Below are 15,855 nucleotides of genomic sequence, written 5' to 3' on the forward strand. Positions count from 1 at the left end.
CGATTCAGGCGATCGCCCACTCGGAAGTTGTAGTGGCACTACGTGCAACCGCAACTTCGACTCGATCAAAAATACAAATATTGAATTAGCTTTAAGTATTAATTGTTGCTTTTTTTAGCAAGGTTTATCGAACAGTAAATGCAAAAATAAATGCTTCTATTTTCAGTAAAAATCCTTCATATGTGACCGCATAAATTGATTTTGGGAAAACACAAGTGATACTACTAAAAACGGTTTCAATCTAATGCCGAGTATATTGTTTAATATATTGATTTCAAGCTGGATATTGACGTTTGAAATTATTTTTTTGTATGACTTGTAGTTAAATTTGACTTGATTGTTTCAAATCATCCTCAGCAGTGTAATCAGTATAAGCCGAGTCTGCGTATACCTCACTTTCAGGTGGCAAATTCAACGGTAATGCATTCAAAGCACGCACATCGCTTGCACTACCAGGTAAAAATGCAAACTCGACCGGAATACCTGTTTTCCTAGTTAGCAACTGGACTCTAACTCCGTAGAAGTAGCGTTTTTTGGAAGCAATATAGCCCCTGAATTGTTCTGATTAAATTAACCTAACATTAAAAATCCGAATATTGTCAGACATTGGTACGGGGAATGAGTCTAAAAGATATTCCGTATTATCCTCCAATTGTTTGAGTATCATTACTACTTGATGAAACAAGTCGTTGATTAACATTGATAAATTTATCTAATCTCCGATTAAATCATGACTTTTCTAACATTATTCGCGTCAGTTTCTGGTCTCTCATATAGTCACAAGCCTTACTGTGATAAACAAAAGAAAAACATCGCCGCAACCAGTGCCGTAGTGATTATTTCTGCATTACTTATCTCTGGACGGATATCTTCACGGTGTCCAATAGTTTTCAGTATGTCGTCGATGATAGTATAGATCGCAATTGTTTCATTTAACATATGCCCCTCTGAATTTTCTGATTGGAGGGGATTTTGTTGCTTAAGTGGTCACGTGCGATCGCACTACCGCGTAACTAGCAACTTGGATTACTAATCTAATTGAGAGGATTTTGATCATGGCTAGACTTACTGTTCCACCCAATTTCATCGGCACCCCCGGTACTGACATTTTAGTTGGGGAAGAGTTAAATGCATCACCGGCAATTGGTATTGATATTTTAACTGGAGGTTTGATTCGTACACTCTCAGGGAACGACAGCATTAAGGGCACGGGTGCTAGCAGCAACAATCCCTCCGGTAAGGGCGAGAATGGAACTGGCATCGCTAACAATGGAGGCAGTCTGAATGCAGGGGACGGAAAAGACACGATCACTGGTAACGGCACTGGCGGCAACGGCAGCAACGGCGACAGCCCTGGCGACGGTGGTACTGGGACAGGTATCGCCAACAACAGTGGCAGCCTGAATGCAGAGGACGGAAACGACACGATCACCGGCATCGGTACTGGCGGCAATGGCGGCAATGGCGGCAACGGCCGCAATGGCGGCAACGGCAATACTGGGACAGGCATTGTTAACAGTGACAGTATTAATGTAGGGGACGGAAACGACACGATCACTGGCAACGGCACTGGCGGCGATGGCGGCATCCGCGGCATCGGCCGCACCGATGGTGGTAGCGGTGGTACCGGGACAGGCATCGTTAACAGTGGCAGTATTAATACAGGGAATGGACAAGACACAATCATCGGCACAGGGAAGGGCGGCACACCTACTGGCGGTTACTACGGCGGCGATGGCGGCGACGGGACAGGTATTAGTAATAGTGGCGAATTTGATACTGGAGTCGGAGAAGACACGATCACTGGCATCGGTATCGGCAGCACCGGCGGTGAGGGGACTGTCAGCGGCTCCGGCGGTACTGGAACCGGCATCGTTAACAGTGGCAGTCTGAATACAGGGGACGGAAAAGACACGATCACAGGCATGGGTACTGGTGGCAACGGCGGCAAGGGTAGCTTCGCCGCCGGTAGAGCCGGTGCTGGAATCGGCATCGCTAACAGTAGCGAACTGTACACTAGGGATGGAAAAGACACGATCATCGGCACAGGGAAGGGCGGCAACGGCGATGCCGCCGACAGGGGCGCCGGCAACGGCGGTGCTGGGATCGGCATCAGCAACAGTAACAAACTAGATACCGGAAACGGAGAAGACACGATTATCGGCACAGGCAAGGGCGGCAACGGCGGTATCAGTGCCAGTGGCATCGGTGACAGCGGTGCTGGAACTGGCATCCAGAACACTAAAGACGGCACGATCACTACAGGGTCGGACAACGACACGATTACCGGTTATGGCAACAGTTCAGGAAAAAACGCCACCACCTATGGCATCTTCAACGACGGAATAATTGATACTGGCAATGGTTCTGACAAGCTTACCGGACAAGCATCTTCAACAATTAGTGGTACTGCCTATGGCATTTATGGACAAGGAATCATCAAGACTGGCGATGGCAATGACTCTCTTATCGCCACCAGTATCCTAGATGGACTTCAACAAAAAGTCTCTATCGGTGGCGGCATCAACATTGCTTTGGGCACTGGGGATGACTACTTCAAAGGCTTCGGGGAAGCAACTGTTGATGGTGGGGACGGTTTTGACACCCTCGATCTGGGCGCTTTCAATCGCTCTGAACTCATTGTATCTGGTGTGATTTCTGGCAATACCCTTAAAAGTGCCAATATCAGTTTCAACAATGATGGAAGCTCCATTAGCTTGTCTACGACTGGCTTTGAGAAATTCATCTTTGCAGATAGCTCTTTTAACTACAGCACTTTGGCAAACGGGGCATAGGTTTGTTAATTCCTCTATCTCGTGTTTTAACCCATGAGTGTCTAATATGGTGTTATTTGCTCTTCATCTGAAAAAGCATCTATGAGCGTATATACTCTTAGCTCTAAACTTGCATAGATTCACTGGAACTCAGAGATTATTCGGGTATATGCAGTTTAGCTGTAACAATCAAGTGACGACAATCACACTTATGTATGATTAGGATCGTCTCCCTGCGATGGCTAACTAGGCATAATTAATGACAACTGAACTCTAGCCGAGTCATTAATAGGGAACACACTTAATTGCCGACAGCCTTAATCAAGGACTGTCGGTTTTTTATGTCCGTATGTCCTTCATCCTTTGAAAAATGCCCGATAACTACTGTCCGTTCGCTTATTTCGATTTGACTTTTCTTTTTTACTGACCACAGAATTGGTGTTTCAGGCTTTCCCAGAATAGCGTACCCCTACGGGGAAGCAAGCTACGCGCAGCGTCTGGTATAGAAGTGTTAGCGAGTCTTCTCTCAAGGGCGAATCGAGCGTCATAGCCCGTCGTAGACATCGCTATAAAGCAGGCGGGTACGCCATTGCCACTTAATAGTTAATTTGAACTCTAAATCCCAAACAAAAAGGGAGATGAAAAATTGTCTACGAAAGTTTAAACCCTTATTCAGATATAGGTTTTATTCAATTCGAGCAAATGTCAAAAAATCAGCGAACGGACAGTCAGTAACTATACCCAATAAAATTTCCCCACAACTGGTTGGTAACTTGACAAAGATTTTGCCAGAGCCACTACCAAATGTGGGGAGGATATGATCAAATTGGGGATCTTATGCCTATCGAGCGCTAATATCTTGCACTCACTCTAGTAGACCGGAAGTATACTCCTAGAACTAGCACACACTTTGTATTAAGACATCGCTTGAATGATGTAATCAAAGTAAGGTGCTGCTTCGGCAGCGTCTTCCGCACTCAGTAAGCTAAGGGAGGCTGTTTTGAGGGAATTGATCGCTTCTACCATTCCAGGCACGGGAACGCCCAATGAATTGTACATTTCCCGCACGCCAATTAAACCAATCTTCTCAATTGGCTCTTTGTCGCCGGCAAGTACACCATAGGTAATTAGGCGTAAGTACCAGCCAAAATCACGGATGCATAGAGAACGCTGGCGTTCTCCATAAGCATTACCTCCAGGGGAGATAAAGTCAGGACGCTTCTGCCAAAGTTGTTTGGTTGCTTCCTGAACTATCTTTTTTTCGTTTTCAGCTAAGGAAGCTGCAATCCGCGTCCGTTGTACGCCGGTTTGCAAAAAGTCTTTGATATTTTTAAGTTCGCCACTGCTGGGATAACGCAGTTCATCGTCGGCTTTGAGAATAACTTGGCTAATTACAGTCATGATTATTGAAATCACCTGAAATATTATCTGTTAGTTTAGCGAGTCTGAGGTACACAAGTGAAGGGATAGGAGCTACTTATGTATTGAATTTATCTATTTGGGGAGATGAGGGGGATGAAGGGGTAGGGGTGCAGGGAAAGCAGGGGAGGACAACTAAACCAATGCCCCATACCCAATGACTAATGACTAATGACTAATGACTAATGACTAATGACTAATGACTAATGACTAATGACTAATGACTAAAATAGTTTGGCAACAGGGTGAATTAATTGAAGTGACGATCGCCAACCTGAGTGATACAGGCGATGGTGTGGGACGCGCTGATGAACGTGTGGTGTTTGTCCCGGATACTGTCCCAGGCGATCGCGCGATTGTGCGCTTGATACATGTTAAACCCAAATACGCCCACGGGAAGCTCCAGCAGCTATTGGAACCATCCCCCCACCGGATACGACCTAGTTGTATTGTGGCTGACAAGTGCGGTGGTTGCCAGTGGCAGCATATTAATTATAATTACCAGCTAGTAGCCAAGCAAAATCAGGTTATCCAAGCTTTAGAACGCATTGGCGGTTTTGTCCAACCACCAGTAGATTCGGTACTCGCCGCCCCTTCTGCTTTAAACTACCGGAATAAATCTACCTATCCTCTGTTGCGAGCGGCAACAGGACAGATACAAGCTGGTTACTACCAAAAAGGTAGCCACCAATTAATTAACTTAAATCAATGTCCAGTCCAAGACTCGCGGTTAAATCCTTTGCTTGCCGAAGTTAAGCAGGATATCCAACAGCGGGGTTGGCAAATTTACGACGAACAGCGCCACCTTGGACAAATTCGCCATCTTGGTTTACGCATTGGCCGCCACACAGGAGAAATGTTGTTAACTTTGGTGGTGAAGGACTGGAATTTATCAAGAATTGAAACTCAAGCCCAGGAATGGTTAAAGCGCTATCCCCAGTTAGTGGGAGTGTCGCTCAATCGCAACTCTGATCGCACAAATGCTATCTTTGGATCAGAAACCCGTTGCATCGCTGGAGTCCCCCACCTGCGTGAAAAATTTGCTGGAATGGAATTTCAAGTGCGCCCAGATACATTTTTCCAAGTGTATACAGAAACAGCAGAGGCTCTATTGCAGGTAATTCAATCAGAACTCAATCTTCAAGGGCATGAGTTGCTAGTTGATGCCTATTGTGGTATTGGGACTTTAACTTTACCCCTCGCCAAAAAAGTACGTCAAGCTACAGGATTAGAAGTGCAACCAGCAGCAGTAGAACAAGCTATTTTGAATGCCCAGTGTAACGGAATTGATAATGTGACATTCCAAGTTGGGGCAGTAGAGAAATTGCTGACAAAAATGGGCACAATACCAGAAGTAGTAATACTCGATCCGCCACGTAAGGGATGCGATCGCACTGTCATCGACACTTTACGCCAATTGAAACCATCTCGGATCGTTTACGTTAGCTGTAAAGTAGCTACCCTGGCCCGCGACCTGAAATTGCTTTGTCAAGATGGGCAATATACTATCACACGGGTACAACCTGCCGATTTTTTTCCTCAAACTGCTCATGTTGAAGCTGCCGCCTTTCTTGTGCTATCACATTTGGACAAGGATACTAAATCTTTTAAAAAAAACTGAAATTTTAAATTTGTAGTTTACTGCATACCAAAGATGCTAAAATTGAATTAAGCTAAAAATAGGAATTCATTTTGTTTAAATAAATTCAAGCTGCATAGGCTCTTAAAAATATGAATTGGATTGTGTAAATAAAAAATCGGCAATTAACTCAGAGTATAGCGATACTCTATTAAATTATTAGCATCTTTTTAAGTTGCTAACTTGATTATCTAATTTATTTCAGCCGCTATATATCTAAACAATCCCAAATCATACATACAGCCAATGCTCCCTAGCATTTTCAAAATTTAGTTTTAAAGACGCAAGTTTGAAGGCAGCATGACCACCTCAAGTTTTATCAGGGTGCCTGTAATAGCAAACTGATGTCTAGCTAACTGAAAGCTATGGGGTTTCTCTTGTGATTACTATTTCACTCCGTCCAGTTGGACGTTATTGGGGCACTATTAGTTTTGCCTCAACCCTCTATCTTTGTCCAATATTAGATTTACTGTTGGCAGAAATTCCACCAAGATTACAAGCAGAATTGCGGCTAGGACTTCAGGAAGCTCTAGTAAACGCAGCTAAACATGGCAATAATCTTGATCCAAGTAAAACAGTTGTAGTCCGTTTTTCTTTAATAGATAATCAATATTGGTGGATAATATCAGACCAGGGTAGTGGCTTTACTCCTTCATCTACTAATGAAGAAGAACCAACAGACTATTTACCACCAGATGAATCAGAAAGTGGTCGTGGTTTATGTCTTCTCCATCAAATTTTTGATCAGGTAGAGTGGAACCGCAAAGGCACAGAATTGAGGCTTTGTAAACAAATGGAAAATCGTCCCCGTTTATCTCTGCGACGGTCGTTTATTTAGAAGTTAGGAGTTAGGAGTTAAGAGTTAAGAATTTCAAACTTTTAACTCCTGACTCCTAATTTTTAACTTTTTCCATGAGTCGGACAGGGAGGGGCAGAAATAGAGCGATCTAACCAACCGACTGCTTGTTCTAATCTAGCTTGAGCTTCTTGTGGCTGATTCTTTAAAAGATACACAATAGCTGCTGCCACTTGTTCATTAGCGCGGGAATTGCGGTTAGACTTGAGGCGATGCCAATCGTTAGGGGAAATGCTTAGTCTTTCCATAAGGGCTTGAGCTAGTTCCAGAGTACTAAGTTCATTCAGTTGACTGGTTTGAGGCAGCTGGGTAGATTGGGACATAACTATTGGCACATTTGCATTTACTTCTACTGTACTACTTGTAAATGAAGCCGTCTAAACAATCACAGTCGTCAGCAGAAAATCCCGAACCAGATTTTGAACAAGAACTAGAGGAAGTAGAGCGATCGCTCCTGTCCTTAAAAGAACGTTATGATCAAGTGCAGCGTGATCGCCAACAACAGGCACAATGGCAACAGCACCGAGATAAACTGAAGCACAATAAATCTCAGACACCAGAAATCAAAGCAGAGTTACGGCAAATTCAACAGCAGTTGGAAATGCTAGAACTAAACTTAGAAAGCCAGTTATTTTCTTGGCGTAGCCTCAAAAAACCTTTCTGGCAAGTCGTCCGCTTTGGTGGAATGGGCGTTATCATAGGCTGGATATTAAAGTCTTATGCTGGATAAATATGGTAAATCGACGGATTGCAGAAATATTGCGAAGTGGTCAACCTGATGAGTCTCTCCAAGTGCAAGGCTGGGTGCGGACGAAACGCGAGTCCAAAGGGTTTGCTTTTATTGAAGTCAATGACGGCTCATCACTAGCTAATTTGCAAGTCGTCATTAATCAGAATTTGCCAGACTATGAAGCTATATTGAAAAAACTAAATACAGGTGCTGCTGTTGAGGTGACAGGAGTACTAGTAGCTTCGCTTGGAAAAGGACAGCGGATTGAGTTGAAAGCCGAGACAGTAAAAGTTTACGGAGAAGCTGATCCCGATACATATCCCCTGCAAAAGAAACGTCATTCCTTTGAGTTTCTGCGAACTATTGGACATTTGCGATCGCGTACCAATTCATTTGGTGCAGTTTTCCGCGTCAGAAATGCTTGTTCGACAGCAATTCACCAATTTTTCCACGAAAGAGGCTTTTTGTGGGTACACACACCGATCATCACTGCTAGCGACTGCGAAGGTGCGGGTGAACTTTTTAGCGTTACAAGTTTGGATTTAAAGAATATTCCGCGCACAGAAAACCAAGCAGTAGATTACAGCCAAGACTTTTTTGCGAAACCCACATATTTAACAGTTAGCGGCCAGTTGGAAGCAGAAGTTATGGCGATGGCGTTTTCTAACGTCTACACCTTTGGCCCTACCTTCCGTGCAGAAAATTCCAATACCTCCCGCCACTTAGCAGAATTTTGGATGGTTGAGCCAGAAATGGCTTTTTGTGACCTAGAAGGCGATATGGATTTAGCCGAGGCGTTTCTCAAACACATTTTTAAATATGTGTTGGAAACTTGCCCAGAAGATATGGAATTTTTCAATGAACGCATTGATAAATCTGTGTTAGCAACAGCCGAAAATATTATTAATAATCAGTTTGAGCGCTTAACTTATACAGAAGCGATCAAACTTTTAGAAAAAGCTGATGTTAAATTTGAATATCCTGTGAGTTGGGGTTTAGATTTACAATCAGAACACGAACGCTACTTAGCTGAACAGCTTTTCAAGAAGCCTGCGATCGTTACAGATTACCCAGCGCAAATCAAAGCTTTTTATATGCGTTTGAATGACGATGAAAAAACCGTCCGCGCAATGGATATTCTTGCACCTAAAATTGGCGAAATTGTCGGCGGTTCGCAGCGAGAAGAACGCCTAGAAGTTCTAGAACGCCGCGTATTAGCGCAAGGATTAAACCCAGAAGAGTTGTGGTGGTATCTCGATTTACGTCGTTACGGTACTGTTCCCCATGCTGGTTTTGGACTAGGTTTTGAACGACTCGTGCAATTTATGACTGGTATGGGAAATATTCGTGATGTGATTCCCTTTCCCCGTACACCGCAGAGTGCTGAGTTTTAGTTTAAATTTTAGACCTGGCTATTTATAATCGCCAGGTTTTTGACTTTTGTGGATAAAGAGAAATCCATCTAAGAAGATTTATCATGAGCATACAAGACCAAACCATTGGTAAAATCCGGCAGATGCCAGAGGCTTTAGTTCAGGAAGTAAGTGATTTTATCGACATCCTATTAATGAAGCATAGCGGTAAGAACTGGGAACTATGGCTTCAGTTTAGCGAGTCGTTAGAAATAGTAGAATCAGATTTTTTAGAATATTTATCTAATTTAGAAGATTATGAAGAACGCTTGGCGCGTGGAGAAATCCAGTGGTAGATATCTCAAGAAAAGATGTAGTTTTGTGTAATCTAAATCTTGTTATCGGTACAGAACAAGCAGGGATTAGACCTGTTGTAGTAGTGCAAATTGATCGGGCAAATGCTGTTAGTCCCCATACCATTATCGCAGCAAGTATACAAGGTATCAGTGCTCCACTTCTAAGGCTCTATTTGCCGAGATAAACGAGGTAATTTGCCTCACTATCTTGCTTAAAGGTAATAATTAGAGGTATATTTATTATCTCTAAGTCAGGAAATAAGATAGTAAATTAGCCACGTTAACCTAGTAAATGCTTTGTGTCAACTTTATTTTCTATTGAGGAAAATTTTTTGAGGTATTTTTAGAATTTAGTCTGGGGATAGCATCAAAATGTATTTGACAGAATATCGACTTGAAAACGCAGGACCAATTGCAAATCTAGATATAAGTTTGCCATTTAATGACGATGGAAAACCTCAGCCTTTGGTTTTAGTTGGGATCAATGGTTCGGGGAGAAGCATATTTATTTCATATATTGTTGATGCACTAACTAAATTTGCTAAAACTGCTTATCAAGATATATTAGTTGGGCAACAACCCATGTATTCTCCATATTTCAAGATAACAGGTGGTATAAATCAGAAAGTATATTCAGAATATAGTATTGGGTTACTAGAATTTTCCAAAAATGATAAAAAATACTGCTACGTGGATAAATCTGGAAATCTTGATCCTAATACATATAATGAAAATAGACGAGAGCGATTTCAATCTGTAGCATCATGGACTATAGATGAAAATCAGAAATTGATTGCACCAGAAGATAAAAAAGCTTTTGAAGATTTTTTTAGAACAAATGCTATTTGTTACTTTCCTCCAAGTCGAAAAGAACTTCCACACTGGTTGAACCGCCACAGTCTATCTGATGAGTTAAAATTTATTATCGAGCCAAAGTTTGCCGAGAGACTGGGTAAGCCGATTTTTATTGAGAGTAGTGTGCAAGAAAATAAAATTTGGTTACTTGATGTTTTCCTTGATTGCATGATAGAAATTGAAGATGTTGAAGGTAAGTTAAGTTTTAAAGGAAATGTAAATGACAAAGTTTTATTAAATCAAAGCCGACAGAATGTTGAAATTCTTTTAAAGCAGGTGCTTCAAGATAATTCAGCTAAATTTGCAGTTAATTATCGAAGTACTAATCAATTTCGTTTATGTATTGTTAAAGACAATTTGAGAGCTATTCCTAGTTTAGATGCTCTATCTTCCGGTCAGTCTATACTATTTAATATGTTTGCGACAATAATTCGTTACGCTGACAAGGGAGATATATATAAAAGTATCAATTTAACAGATATTGAAGGAATTGTAATTATTGATGAAATTGACGTTCACTTACATACAGAATTACAATATAACGTTTTACCAAAATTATTAAAACTATTTCCTAAAGTTCAATTTATTATTACATCTCACTCTCCATTGTTTCTACTCGGTATGGAAGAAGAATATGGTGAGCAAGGATTCAAAATTCTTGAAATGCCTAAAGGGGATTTTATGTCGAGTAGGAAGCTAGAATGGCAATTCCAAATAAACAAGTAAAATCTAATACTGATATTTTAGATAATAGACGCACCCAAACTCGCATCAAAGTTCACATTCATAAAGACTTGCATGGAGGAACCAGTCATTTCACGACTGGTTTCTCACTATGGGGTAACAGTCATTATTGCTGATGCTCAGGTAAGCGCAAACGTGCCACAATATAGCTGCTTCGATCTGGAACTACGGGGCACTGTTTCCCAGATTGAAAGCGCCCTAACTTACCTGGATGAACTGGATTTAGAAGTTTTGCACCAATCCAGCCCTGAAGAAGATGGGTGGTAATCAATTTTCGATTTCGGATTTTGGATTTTAGATTAATAATCCAAAATCCAAAATCTAAAATCTAAAATCGGCTATGCCATTTGATTTTCAATCGCCCACCGCGCTAGTTCAGTGCGGTTGTGGAGATTGGTTTTGCCCAACATATTGGACACATGGCTTTCAACCGTGCGCTGACTAACATTTAGTTCTTCAGCAATTTCCCGGTTAGCTAAACCCCTAGCGACAAACTGGACTACTTTCAGTTCGGTTGGGGTTAATTGCACATCGAAGGGAACCTGGATACGGGAACCGTTTTCGCCTCCTTTTGCTTGGTGTTCTTTCCAACGGATAGTTTGTTTCAGCGAGGATTCAACTTGGGCTACGAGTTCTTCTGGCTCAAAGGGCTTGACCATATAAACATCAGCACCTTTATTCAGACCTTTAACTCGGTCTGCACTTTGTCCCTTAGCTGAAAGGAAAAGAACCGGAATCCAACTGGTGCGTTCGTTTTGCCGGACTTGTTCCACAAAAGTATATCCGTCCATTTCCGGCATCATCACGTCGCAGATGATCATGTCTGGAACATCTTGCTCTAAAATTTCCAGAGCTTCACGTCCATTTTCGGCGGTGATGACTTCATATCCCCGGAATTCTAAGTAATCCTTCACCAGCAAGATGAGGTTAGGGTCATCATCAATCAATAGAAGTCGTTTGTGATCTTTCATGCTGGGCTCTTTCATAGCAGTGGCACTTGTCGCGCTTCGGTCCATCAAGGTCTTGAATATTTATCCTCTATGGTGGGTTATTTCGAGATGTTGTCCTTTTTCCTACTTAACTTGCCTTTGCTGTCTCGAAGTCTCAAAAATGCCGAGCACTTTCAAGAGACTAGTAGCTCGATAGCAAAAGTCCAGCAAGGATACGTATAGCAGTAGTATCTATAATGCGCTATTATATATCGCATTGAAAGTGGCGGGCGAAAAAACACTGATTAAATAATAATCTTTCTGACTACCAAGTAAGTATTGGCTTAAAGATGACCCTACCTCAAAACCAACCCGCACTTTCTTAAAGCTTACTGCTATACCATATCCTTCGGTTGTTAAGCCTCTATAAGGTGTTCACAAGAAACTAGGGAAGTTTCTGGCAAAGGATGGCTTAAAAATGCATATTCTTCAACCGCCATTATGCCTATTAAGTGTTCTTGGATGATCCGCTCAATAACTTTTGGGTTTGCTTGGCGATACCAGACCCCATCAGGGTAAACCACCATTATGGGTCTAGAACAACAAACGCGCAAGCAGTTGGCTTTAGTTCTAAAGACGCAAATAGGATGACTCTGTTGCGGCTCATCAAGTTTTAACTCTTTAAGTCGCTTTTTTAAGTATTCCCAGGATTCCAGACTAGCTCGTTTTGAGCAGCAGTTGGCAATTGTCTGGTCAGCGCAAATAAAAATGTGTCGCTGAATTTTTGCAAGTCCTAAAGTTTTTACACAATTACTCAGGGCTTTATGTTCTGGAGACTTAGTGGTTTTGGGGATTTGATGGCTGGACTGGATCACTGTAATGTTACTTATCGAGTGGCTCCCTGATTACAGTTCTATAACAATTTCTAAGCTTTGCAAATAAAGTTGAATGAAAAAGGGACTGGGTAATGGGAAATGGGTAATGGGAAATGGAAAAGAATTCTTATAACTCCTAACTTTCAACTCCCAACTCCTAACTCCCTTTGACCAGATAAAAATATTCGTAACTTACAGAACGGAACTTGAAAGGTAGAAATGCTCAAGCATTTATACTTAAGCACACCTAAGTACACCGATGATCTTCTAGTTCGGGAACCCGTACTCAAGGAATTCTTGCCATTGGACGCCACTTTTCGGTAGATTAGCACTCAGGAGTTGAGAGTGCTAAACTCTGGAGAAAATAATATGGCAGCTTTATCTTTAAGCGTTTCTACAGTTAAACCTTTGAGCGATCGCGTTTTCGTAAAAGTGAGCGCCTCTGAGGAAAAGACCGCAGGTGGTCTGTATTTGCCCGATACCGCCAAGGAAAAGCCCCAGGTAGGGGAAGTAGTCGCCCTTGGCGCTGGCAAGCGTAACGATGACGGTAGCCGTCAGGAATTGGAAATTAAAGTCGGCGATAAGGTGCTGTACTCTAAGTACGCTGGCACTGACATCAAACTCGGCACCGAAGAATATGTACTGCTTTCTGAAAAAGATATTTTAGCAGTCGTTATCTAATTGTCATTAGTCACTGGTCATTAGTCATTAGCCAATGACAAAGGACAAAAGACAAAGGACAAAGGACAAAGGACAAATGACAAAGGACAAATAATATGGCAAAGCGCATTATCTACAACGAAAACGCCCGTCGCGCCCTAGAACGAGGCATTGACATCCTGGCTGAGGCTGTAGCTGTTACCCTTGGCCCCAAAGGTCGTAACGTAGTTCTAGAAAAGAAATTTGGCGCACCGCAAATTGTCAATGACGGTGTAACGATCGCCAAAGAAATCGAATTAGAAGACCACATTGAAAACACTGGCGTAGCTTTGATTCGTCAAGCTGCTTCTAAAACCAACGATGCTGCGGGCGATGGCACCACCACTGCCACCGTTTTAGCCCATGCGATCGTCAAAGAAGGCTTGCGGAACGTTGCAGCTGGTGCTAATGCGATTTCGCTGAAGCGTGGTATAGACAAAGCTACTGCCTTCCTCGTAGAAAAAATTGCTGAACATGCTCGTCCAGTCGAAGATTCCAAAGCCATTGCCCAAGTTGGTGCGATCTCGGCTGGTAATGACGAAGAAGTCGGTCAGATGATTGCCCAAGCAATGGACAAAGTGGGTAAGGAAGGCGTAATTTCCCTAGAAGAAGGGAAATCTATGTTCACCGAGTTAGAAATTACTGAAGGGATGCGCTTTGACAAAGGCTACATCTCTCCCTATTTCGCCACCGATGCTGAACGGATGGAAGCGGTTTTTGATGAGCCTTTCCTACTGCTGACCGATAAGAAAATCGCCCTAGTACAAGACCTCGTACCAGTGTTAGAGCAAGTAGCTCGTGCTGGTCGTCCTTTGGTGATTATTGCCGAAGATATCGAAAAAGAAGCTTTGGCAACCTTAGTAGTAAACCGTTTGCGCGGTGTACTCAACGTTGCTGCTGTTAAGGCTCCTGGCTTTGGCGATCGCCGCAAAGCACTACTAGAAGATATCGCTGTTTTAACTGGTGGTCAACTGATTACCGAAGATGCTGGTCTGAAGCTAGATAACACCAAGCTAGATAGCCTGGGTAAAGCTCGCCGGATCACCATTACCAAGGACAGCACTACAATTGTTGCCGAAGGTAACGAAGTTGCTGTTAAGGCTCGTGTCGAACAGATTCGTCGTCAAATCGACGAAACCGAATCTTCTTACGACAAAGAGAAACTGCAAGAGCGTCTTGCTAAACTCTCTGGTGGTGTAGCTGTGGTGAAAGTGGGTGCAGCCACCGAAACTGAAATGAAAGACAAGAAGCTGCGCCTAGAAGACGCTATCAACGCTACCAAAGCTGCTGTGGAAGAAGGTATCGTTCCTGGCGGTGGTACAACTCTAGCTCACCTCGCTCCTGATTTGGAAACTTGGGCGAAGGAAAATCTTAAGGATGAAGAGTTGATTGGTGCTTTGATTGTGGTTCGCGCCTTACCCGCACCTCTGAAGCGGATTGCTGAAAACGCTGGTCAGAATGGTGCTGTGATCGCTGAACGCGTGAAAGAGAAAGAATTTAGTGTTGGCTACAACGCTGCAACAAACGAATTCGTCGATTTGTTAGCCGCTGGTATTGTTGACCCTGCTAAAGTGACTCGTTCTGCTCTGCAAAACGCTGCTTCCATCGCTGGTATGGTGTTGACAACCGAATGTATCATAGTTGACAAGCCTGAGCCTAAGGATGGCGCTCCGGCTGGCGCTGGTGCTGGTGGTGGAGACTTCGATTACTAATACTTTGTAGTCACATAATATTGTAAAACAGCTGCTTCCTTTATGGAGGTGGCTGTTTTTTTGTGTCAGGAGAAGAGGAAAAGGGTGAGTTACGACAACGCTTGTAAATATTTAGCTGAACAGTACCCAGCCGAGTTTGTGCGTTGGTTGCTTGGAGTAGAGGTGCAACAAATTGAAGTCTTAAAAACGGAACTCACGCTTGAACCAATTCGTGCAGATTCTGTGACATTTTTGCAAGCAGCTAACCAAATTTTGCACATTGAATTTCAAACTTTGGCGAAATCTAATCCGGCGCTTAATTTCCGAATGCTTGATTATTCTGTAAGATTGAAGCGTCAATACCGTTGTTCTGTAGTGCAAGTACTAATCTTTTTGCAAGAAACTACTAACGAAATGGCTTTTACTGAAGAATATCGGGACAACACGACGATTCACCAATATCAGGTTGTTCGTCTTTGGGAGCAAGATTCAACACTATTTTTAGTTAATCCTGCGCTGTTACCTTTAGCAAGTTTGACGCGAACTGACTCGCCACAAACTTTACTGGCACAAGTGGCTGAACAAGTCGCTACAATTCCAGATAGAGAGGAGCGACAAAATATCGCGGGTTGTGTAGAAATTCTGGCGGGTTTGCGGTTTGACAAGGATTCGGTTCGTCAATTTTTACGGGAGGATATTATGAAAGAGTCTGTAATTTATCAAGATATCGTTCAAAAGGAAGCGTTTAAATTGATTAGTCGTCAGCTTAGACGGCGCTTTAGTGATATTGATGCATCATTAGTTGAGCAGGTTCGGAGTTTATCTGCTGAACAGTTAGAAAATTTAGGAGAGGAACTGCTTGATTTTTCCGAAGTGGCTGATTTGGTAGCTTGGTTAGAGCAGCAGTGGAGGAATTAATAAAAATGATTTATTTTT

16 protein-coding genes and 1 pseudogene are annotated in these 15,855 nt (G+C 42.6%); 12 read left to right on the forward strand and 5 right to left on the reverse strand.

What is annotated here, in order from left to right; genetic code table 11:
- Positions 1-124: 124 nt before the first annotated feature.
- Positions 125-939 (reverse strand): annotated as a pseudogene (locus V7K85_RS36730) (IS982 family transposase).
- Between the two features lie 116 nt (positions 940-1,055).
- Between V7K85_RS36730 and V7K85_RS31310 the strand changes: the two are divergent.
- Positions 1,056-2,795, forward strand: coding sequence for a hypothetical protein (locus tag V7K85_RS31310; protein ID WP_334819816.1), 1,740 nt, complete (start codon positions 1,056-1,058; stop codon positions 2,793-2,795).
- An 894-nt stretch (positions 2,796-3,689) separates the two neighbouring features.
- Here the strand turns inward: V7K85_RS31310 and V7K85_RS31315 are convergent.
- Entirely contained in the window at positions 3,690-4,175 is a 486-nt protein-coding gene (locus tag V7K85_RS31315) for an allophycocyanin subunit alpha-B (protein ID WP_334691503.1), read from the reverse strand.
- Positions 4,176-4,413: 238 nt separating this feature from the next.
- On the opposite strand from V7K85_RS31315, the gene rlmD reads away from it, so the two are divergent.
- Both rlmD and V7K85_RS31325 read left to right on the forward strand, forming a co-directional pair.
- Positions 4,414-5,814: a 23S rRNA (uracil(1939)-C(5))-methyltransferase RlmD gene (gene rlmD, locus V7K85_RS31320; protein ID WP_334819818.1), complete on the forward strand. Its 1,401-nt coding sequence runs from the start codon at positions 4,414-4,416 to the stop codon at positions 5,812-5,814.
- Positions 5,815-6,211: 397 nt separating this feature from the next.
- Positions 6,212-6,670, forward strand: a complete 459-nt coding sequence (locus V7K85_RS31325) for an ATP-binding protein (protein ID WP_334819820.1) — start codon at positions 6,212-6,214, stop codon at positions 6,668-6,670.
- Positions 6,671-6,732: 62 nt separating this feature from the next.
- On the opposite strand, the gene V7K85_RS31330 is transcribed toward V7K85_RS31325, so the two are convergent.
- Positions 6,733-7,011, reverse strand: coding sequence for a DUF6439 family protein (locus V7K85_RS31330; RefSeq protein ID WP_334819822.1), 279 nt, complete (start codon positions 7,009-7,011; stop codon positions 6,733-6,735).
- A 44-nt stretch (positions 7,012-7,055) separates the two neighbouring features.
- On the opposite strand from V7K85_RS31330, the gene V7K85_RS31335 reads away from it, so the two are divergent.
- From V7K85_RS31335 to V7K85_RS31360, 6 genes are all read left to right on the forward strand, one after another.
- On the forward strand, positions 7,056-7,418 hold the full coding sequence (locus tag V7K85_RS31335; RefSeq protein WP_334819824.1) for a hypothetical protein: 363 nt from the start codon (positions 7,056-7,058) through the stop codon (positions 7,416-7,418).
- Between the two features lie 2 nt (positions 7,419-7,420).
- The gene (gene asnS, locus V7K85_RS31340) at positions 7,421-8,812 is read left to right on the forward strand and encodes an asparagine--tRNA ligase (RefSeq protein ID WP_334819826.1); all 1,392 of its coding nucleotides are present in this window, start codon (positions 7,421-7,423) and stop codon (positions 8,810-8,812) included.
- Between the two features lie 83 nt (positions 8,813-8,895).
- A complete protein-coding gene (locus V7K85_RS31345) occupies positions 8,896-9,126 on the forward strand; it encodes a hypothetical protein (protein WP_334819828.1) in 231 nt (76 codons plus the stop codon).
- A complete protein-coding gene (locus V7K85_RS31350) occupies positions 9,120-9,311 on the forward strand; it encodes a type II toxin-antitoxin system PemK/MazF family toxin (RefSeq protein WP_334819830.1) in 192 nt (63 codons plus the stop codon). Before V7K85_RS31345 ends, V7K85_RS31350 begins: the two co-directional genes overlap by 7 nt.
- Before the next feature lie 187 nt (positions 9,312-9,498).
- Positions 9,499-10,707, forward strand: coding sequence for an AAA family ATPase (locus tag V7K85_RS31355; protein ID WP_334819832.1), 1,209 nt, complete (start codon positions 9,499-9,501; stop codon positions 10,705-10,707).
- Positions 10,708-10,779: 72 nt separating this feature from the next.
- Positions 10,780-10,992, forward strand: a complete 213-nt coding sequence (locus V7K85_RS31360; RefSeq protein WP_334819834.1) for an NIL domain-containing protein — start codon at positions 10,780-10,782, stop codon at positions 10,990-10,992.
- 71 nt (positions 10,993-11,063) lie between these two features.
- Here V7K85_RS31360 and V7K85_RS31365 read toward each other — a convergent pair whose 3' ends face one another.
- On the reverse strand, positions 11,064-11,741 hold the full coding sequence (locus V7K85_RS31365) for a response regulator transcription factor (RefSeq protein ID WP_012407592.1): 678 nt from the start codon (positions 11,739-11,741) through the stop codon (positions 11,064-11,066).
- 329 nt (positions 11,742-12,070) lie between these two features.
- Positions 12,071-12,529 carry a (2Fe-2S) ferredoxin domain-containing protein gene (locus V7K85_RS31370; RefSeq protein WP_334819835.1) on the reverse strand — a complete coding sequence of 153 codons (459 nt, stop codon included), beginning with the start codon at positions 12,527-12,529 and terminating at the stop codon, positions 12,071-12,073.
- Positions 12,530-12,898: 369 nt separating this feature from the next.
- On the opposite strand from V7K85_RS31370, the gene groES reads away from it, so the two are divergent.
- The 3 genes from groES (at position 12,899) to V7K85_RS31385 (ending at position 15,837) form a co-directional block, all read left to right on the forward strand.
- Entirely contained in the window at positions 12,899-13,210 is a 312-nt protein-coding gene (gene groES / locus V7K85_RS31375; RefSeq protein ID WP_292795100.1) for a co-chaperone GroES, read from the forward strand.
- 95 nt (positions 13,211-13,305) lie between these two features.
- Positions 13,306-14,940, forward strand: a complete 1,635-nt coding sequence (groL, locus tag V7K85_RS31380) for a chaperonin GroEL (protein ID WP_334819837.1) — start codon at positions 13,306-13,308, stop codon at positions 14,938-14,940.
- A gap of 84 nt (positions 14,941-15,024) precedes the next feature.
- Positions 15,025-15,837 carry a DUF4351 domain-containing protein gene (locus V7K85_RS31385; RefSeq protein ID WP_334819839.1) on the forward strand — a complete coding sequence of 271 codons (813 nt, stop codon included), beginning with the start codon at positions 15,025-15,027 and terminating at the stop codon, positions 15,835-15,837.
- The last annotated feature ends 18 nt before the right edge of the window (positions 15,838-15,855 follow it).

The organism is Nostoc sp. (assembly GCF_036917615.1).
In the GTDB taxonomy this organism is placed as follows: domain Bacteria; phylum Cyanobacteriota; class Cyanobacteriia; order Cyanobacteriales; family Nostocaceae; genus Nostoc.

Coding starts and splice junctions, on each gene's coding strand:
- rlmD (WP_334819818.1), top strand. CDS start 4,414: ATGACTAAAATAGTTTGGCAACAGGGTGAATTAATTGAAGTGACGATC.
- V7K85_RS31360 (WP_334819834.1), top strand. CDS start 10,780: ATGGAGGAACCAGTCATTTCACGACTGGTTTCTCACTATGGGGTAACA.
- groES (WP_292795100.1), top strand. CDS start 12,899: ATGGCAGCTTTATCTTTAAGCGTTTCTACAGTTAAACCTTTGAGCGAT.
- V7K85_RS31310 (WP_334819816.1), top strand. CDS start 1,056: ATGGCTAGACTTACTGTTCCACCCAATTTCATCGGCACCCCCGGTACT.
- groL (WP_334819837.1), top strand. CDS start 13,306: ATGGCAAAGCGCATTATCTACAACGAAAACGCCCGTCGCGCCCTAGAA.
- V7K85_RS31315 (WP_334691503.1), bottom strand. CDS start 4,175: ATGACTGTAATTAGCCAAGTTATTCTCAAAGCCGACGATGAACTGCGT.
- V7K85_RS31345 (WP_334819828.1), top strand. CDS start 8,896: ATGAGCATACAAGACCAAACCATTGGTAAAATCCGGCAGATGCCAGAG.
- asnS (WP_334819826.1), top strand. CDS start 7,421: ATGGTAAATCGACGGATTGCAGAAATATTGCGAAGTGGTCAACCTGAT.
- V7K85_RS31335 (WP_334819824.1), top strand. CDS start 7,056: ATGAAGCCGTCTAAACAATCACAGTCGTCAGCAGAAAATCCCGAACCA.
- V7K85_RS31355 (WP_334819832.1), top strand. CDS start 9,499: ATGTATTTGACAGAATATCGACTTGAAAACGCAGGACCAATTGCAAAT.
- V7K85_RS31365 (WP_012407592.1), bottom strand. CDS start 11,741: ATGGACCGAAGCGCGACAAGTGCCACTGCTATGAAAGAGCCCAGCATG.
- V7K85_RS31330 (WP_334819822.1), bottom strand. CDS start 7,011: ATGTCCCAATCTACCCAGCTGCCTCAAACCAGTCAACTGAATGAACTT.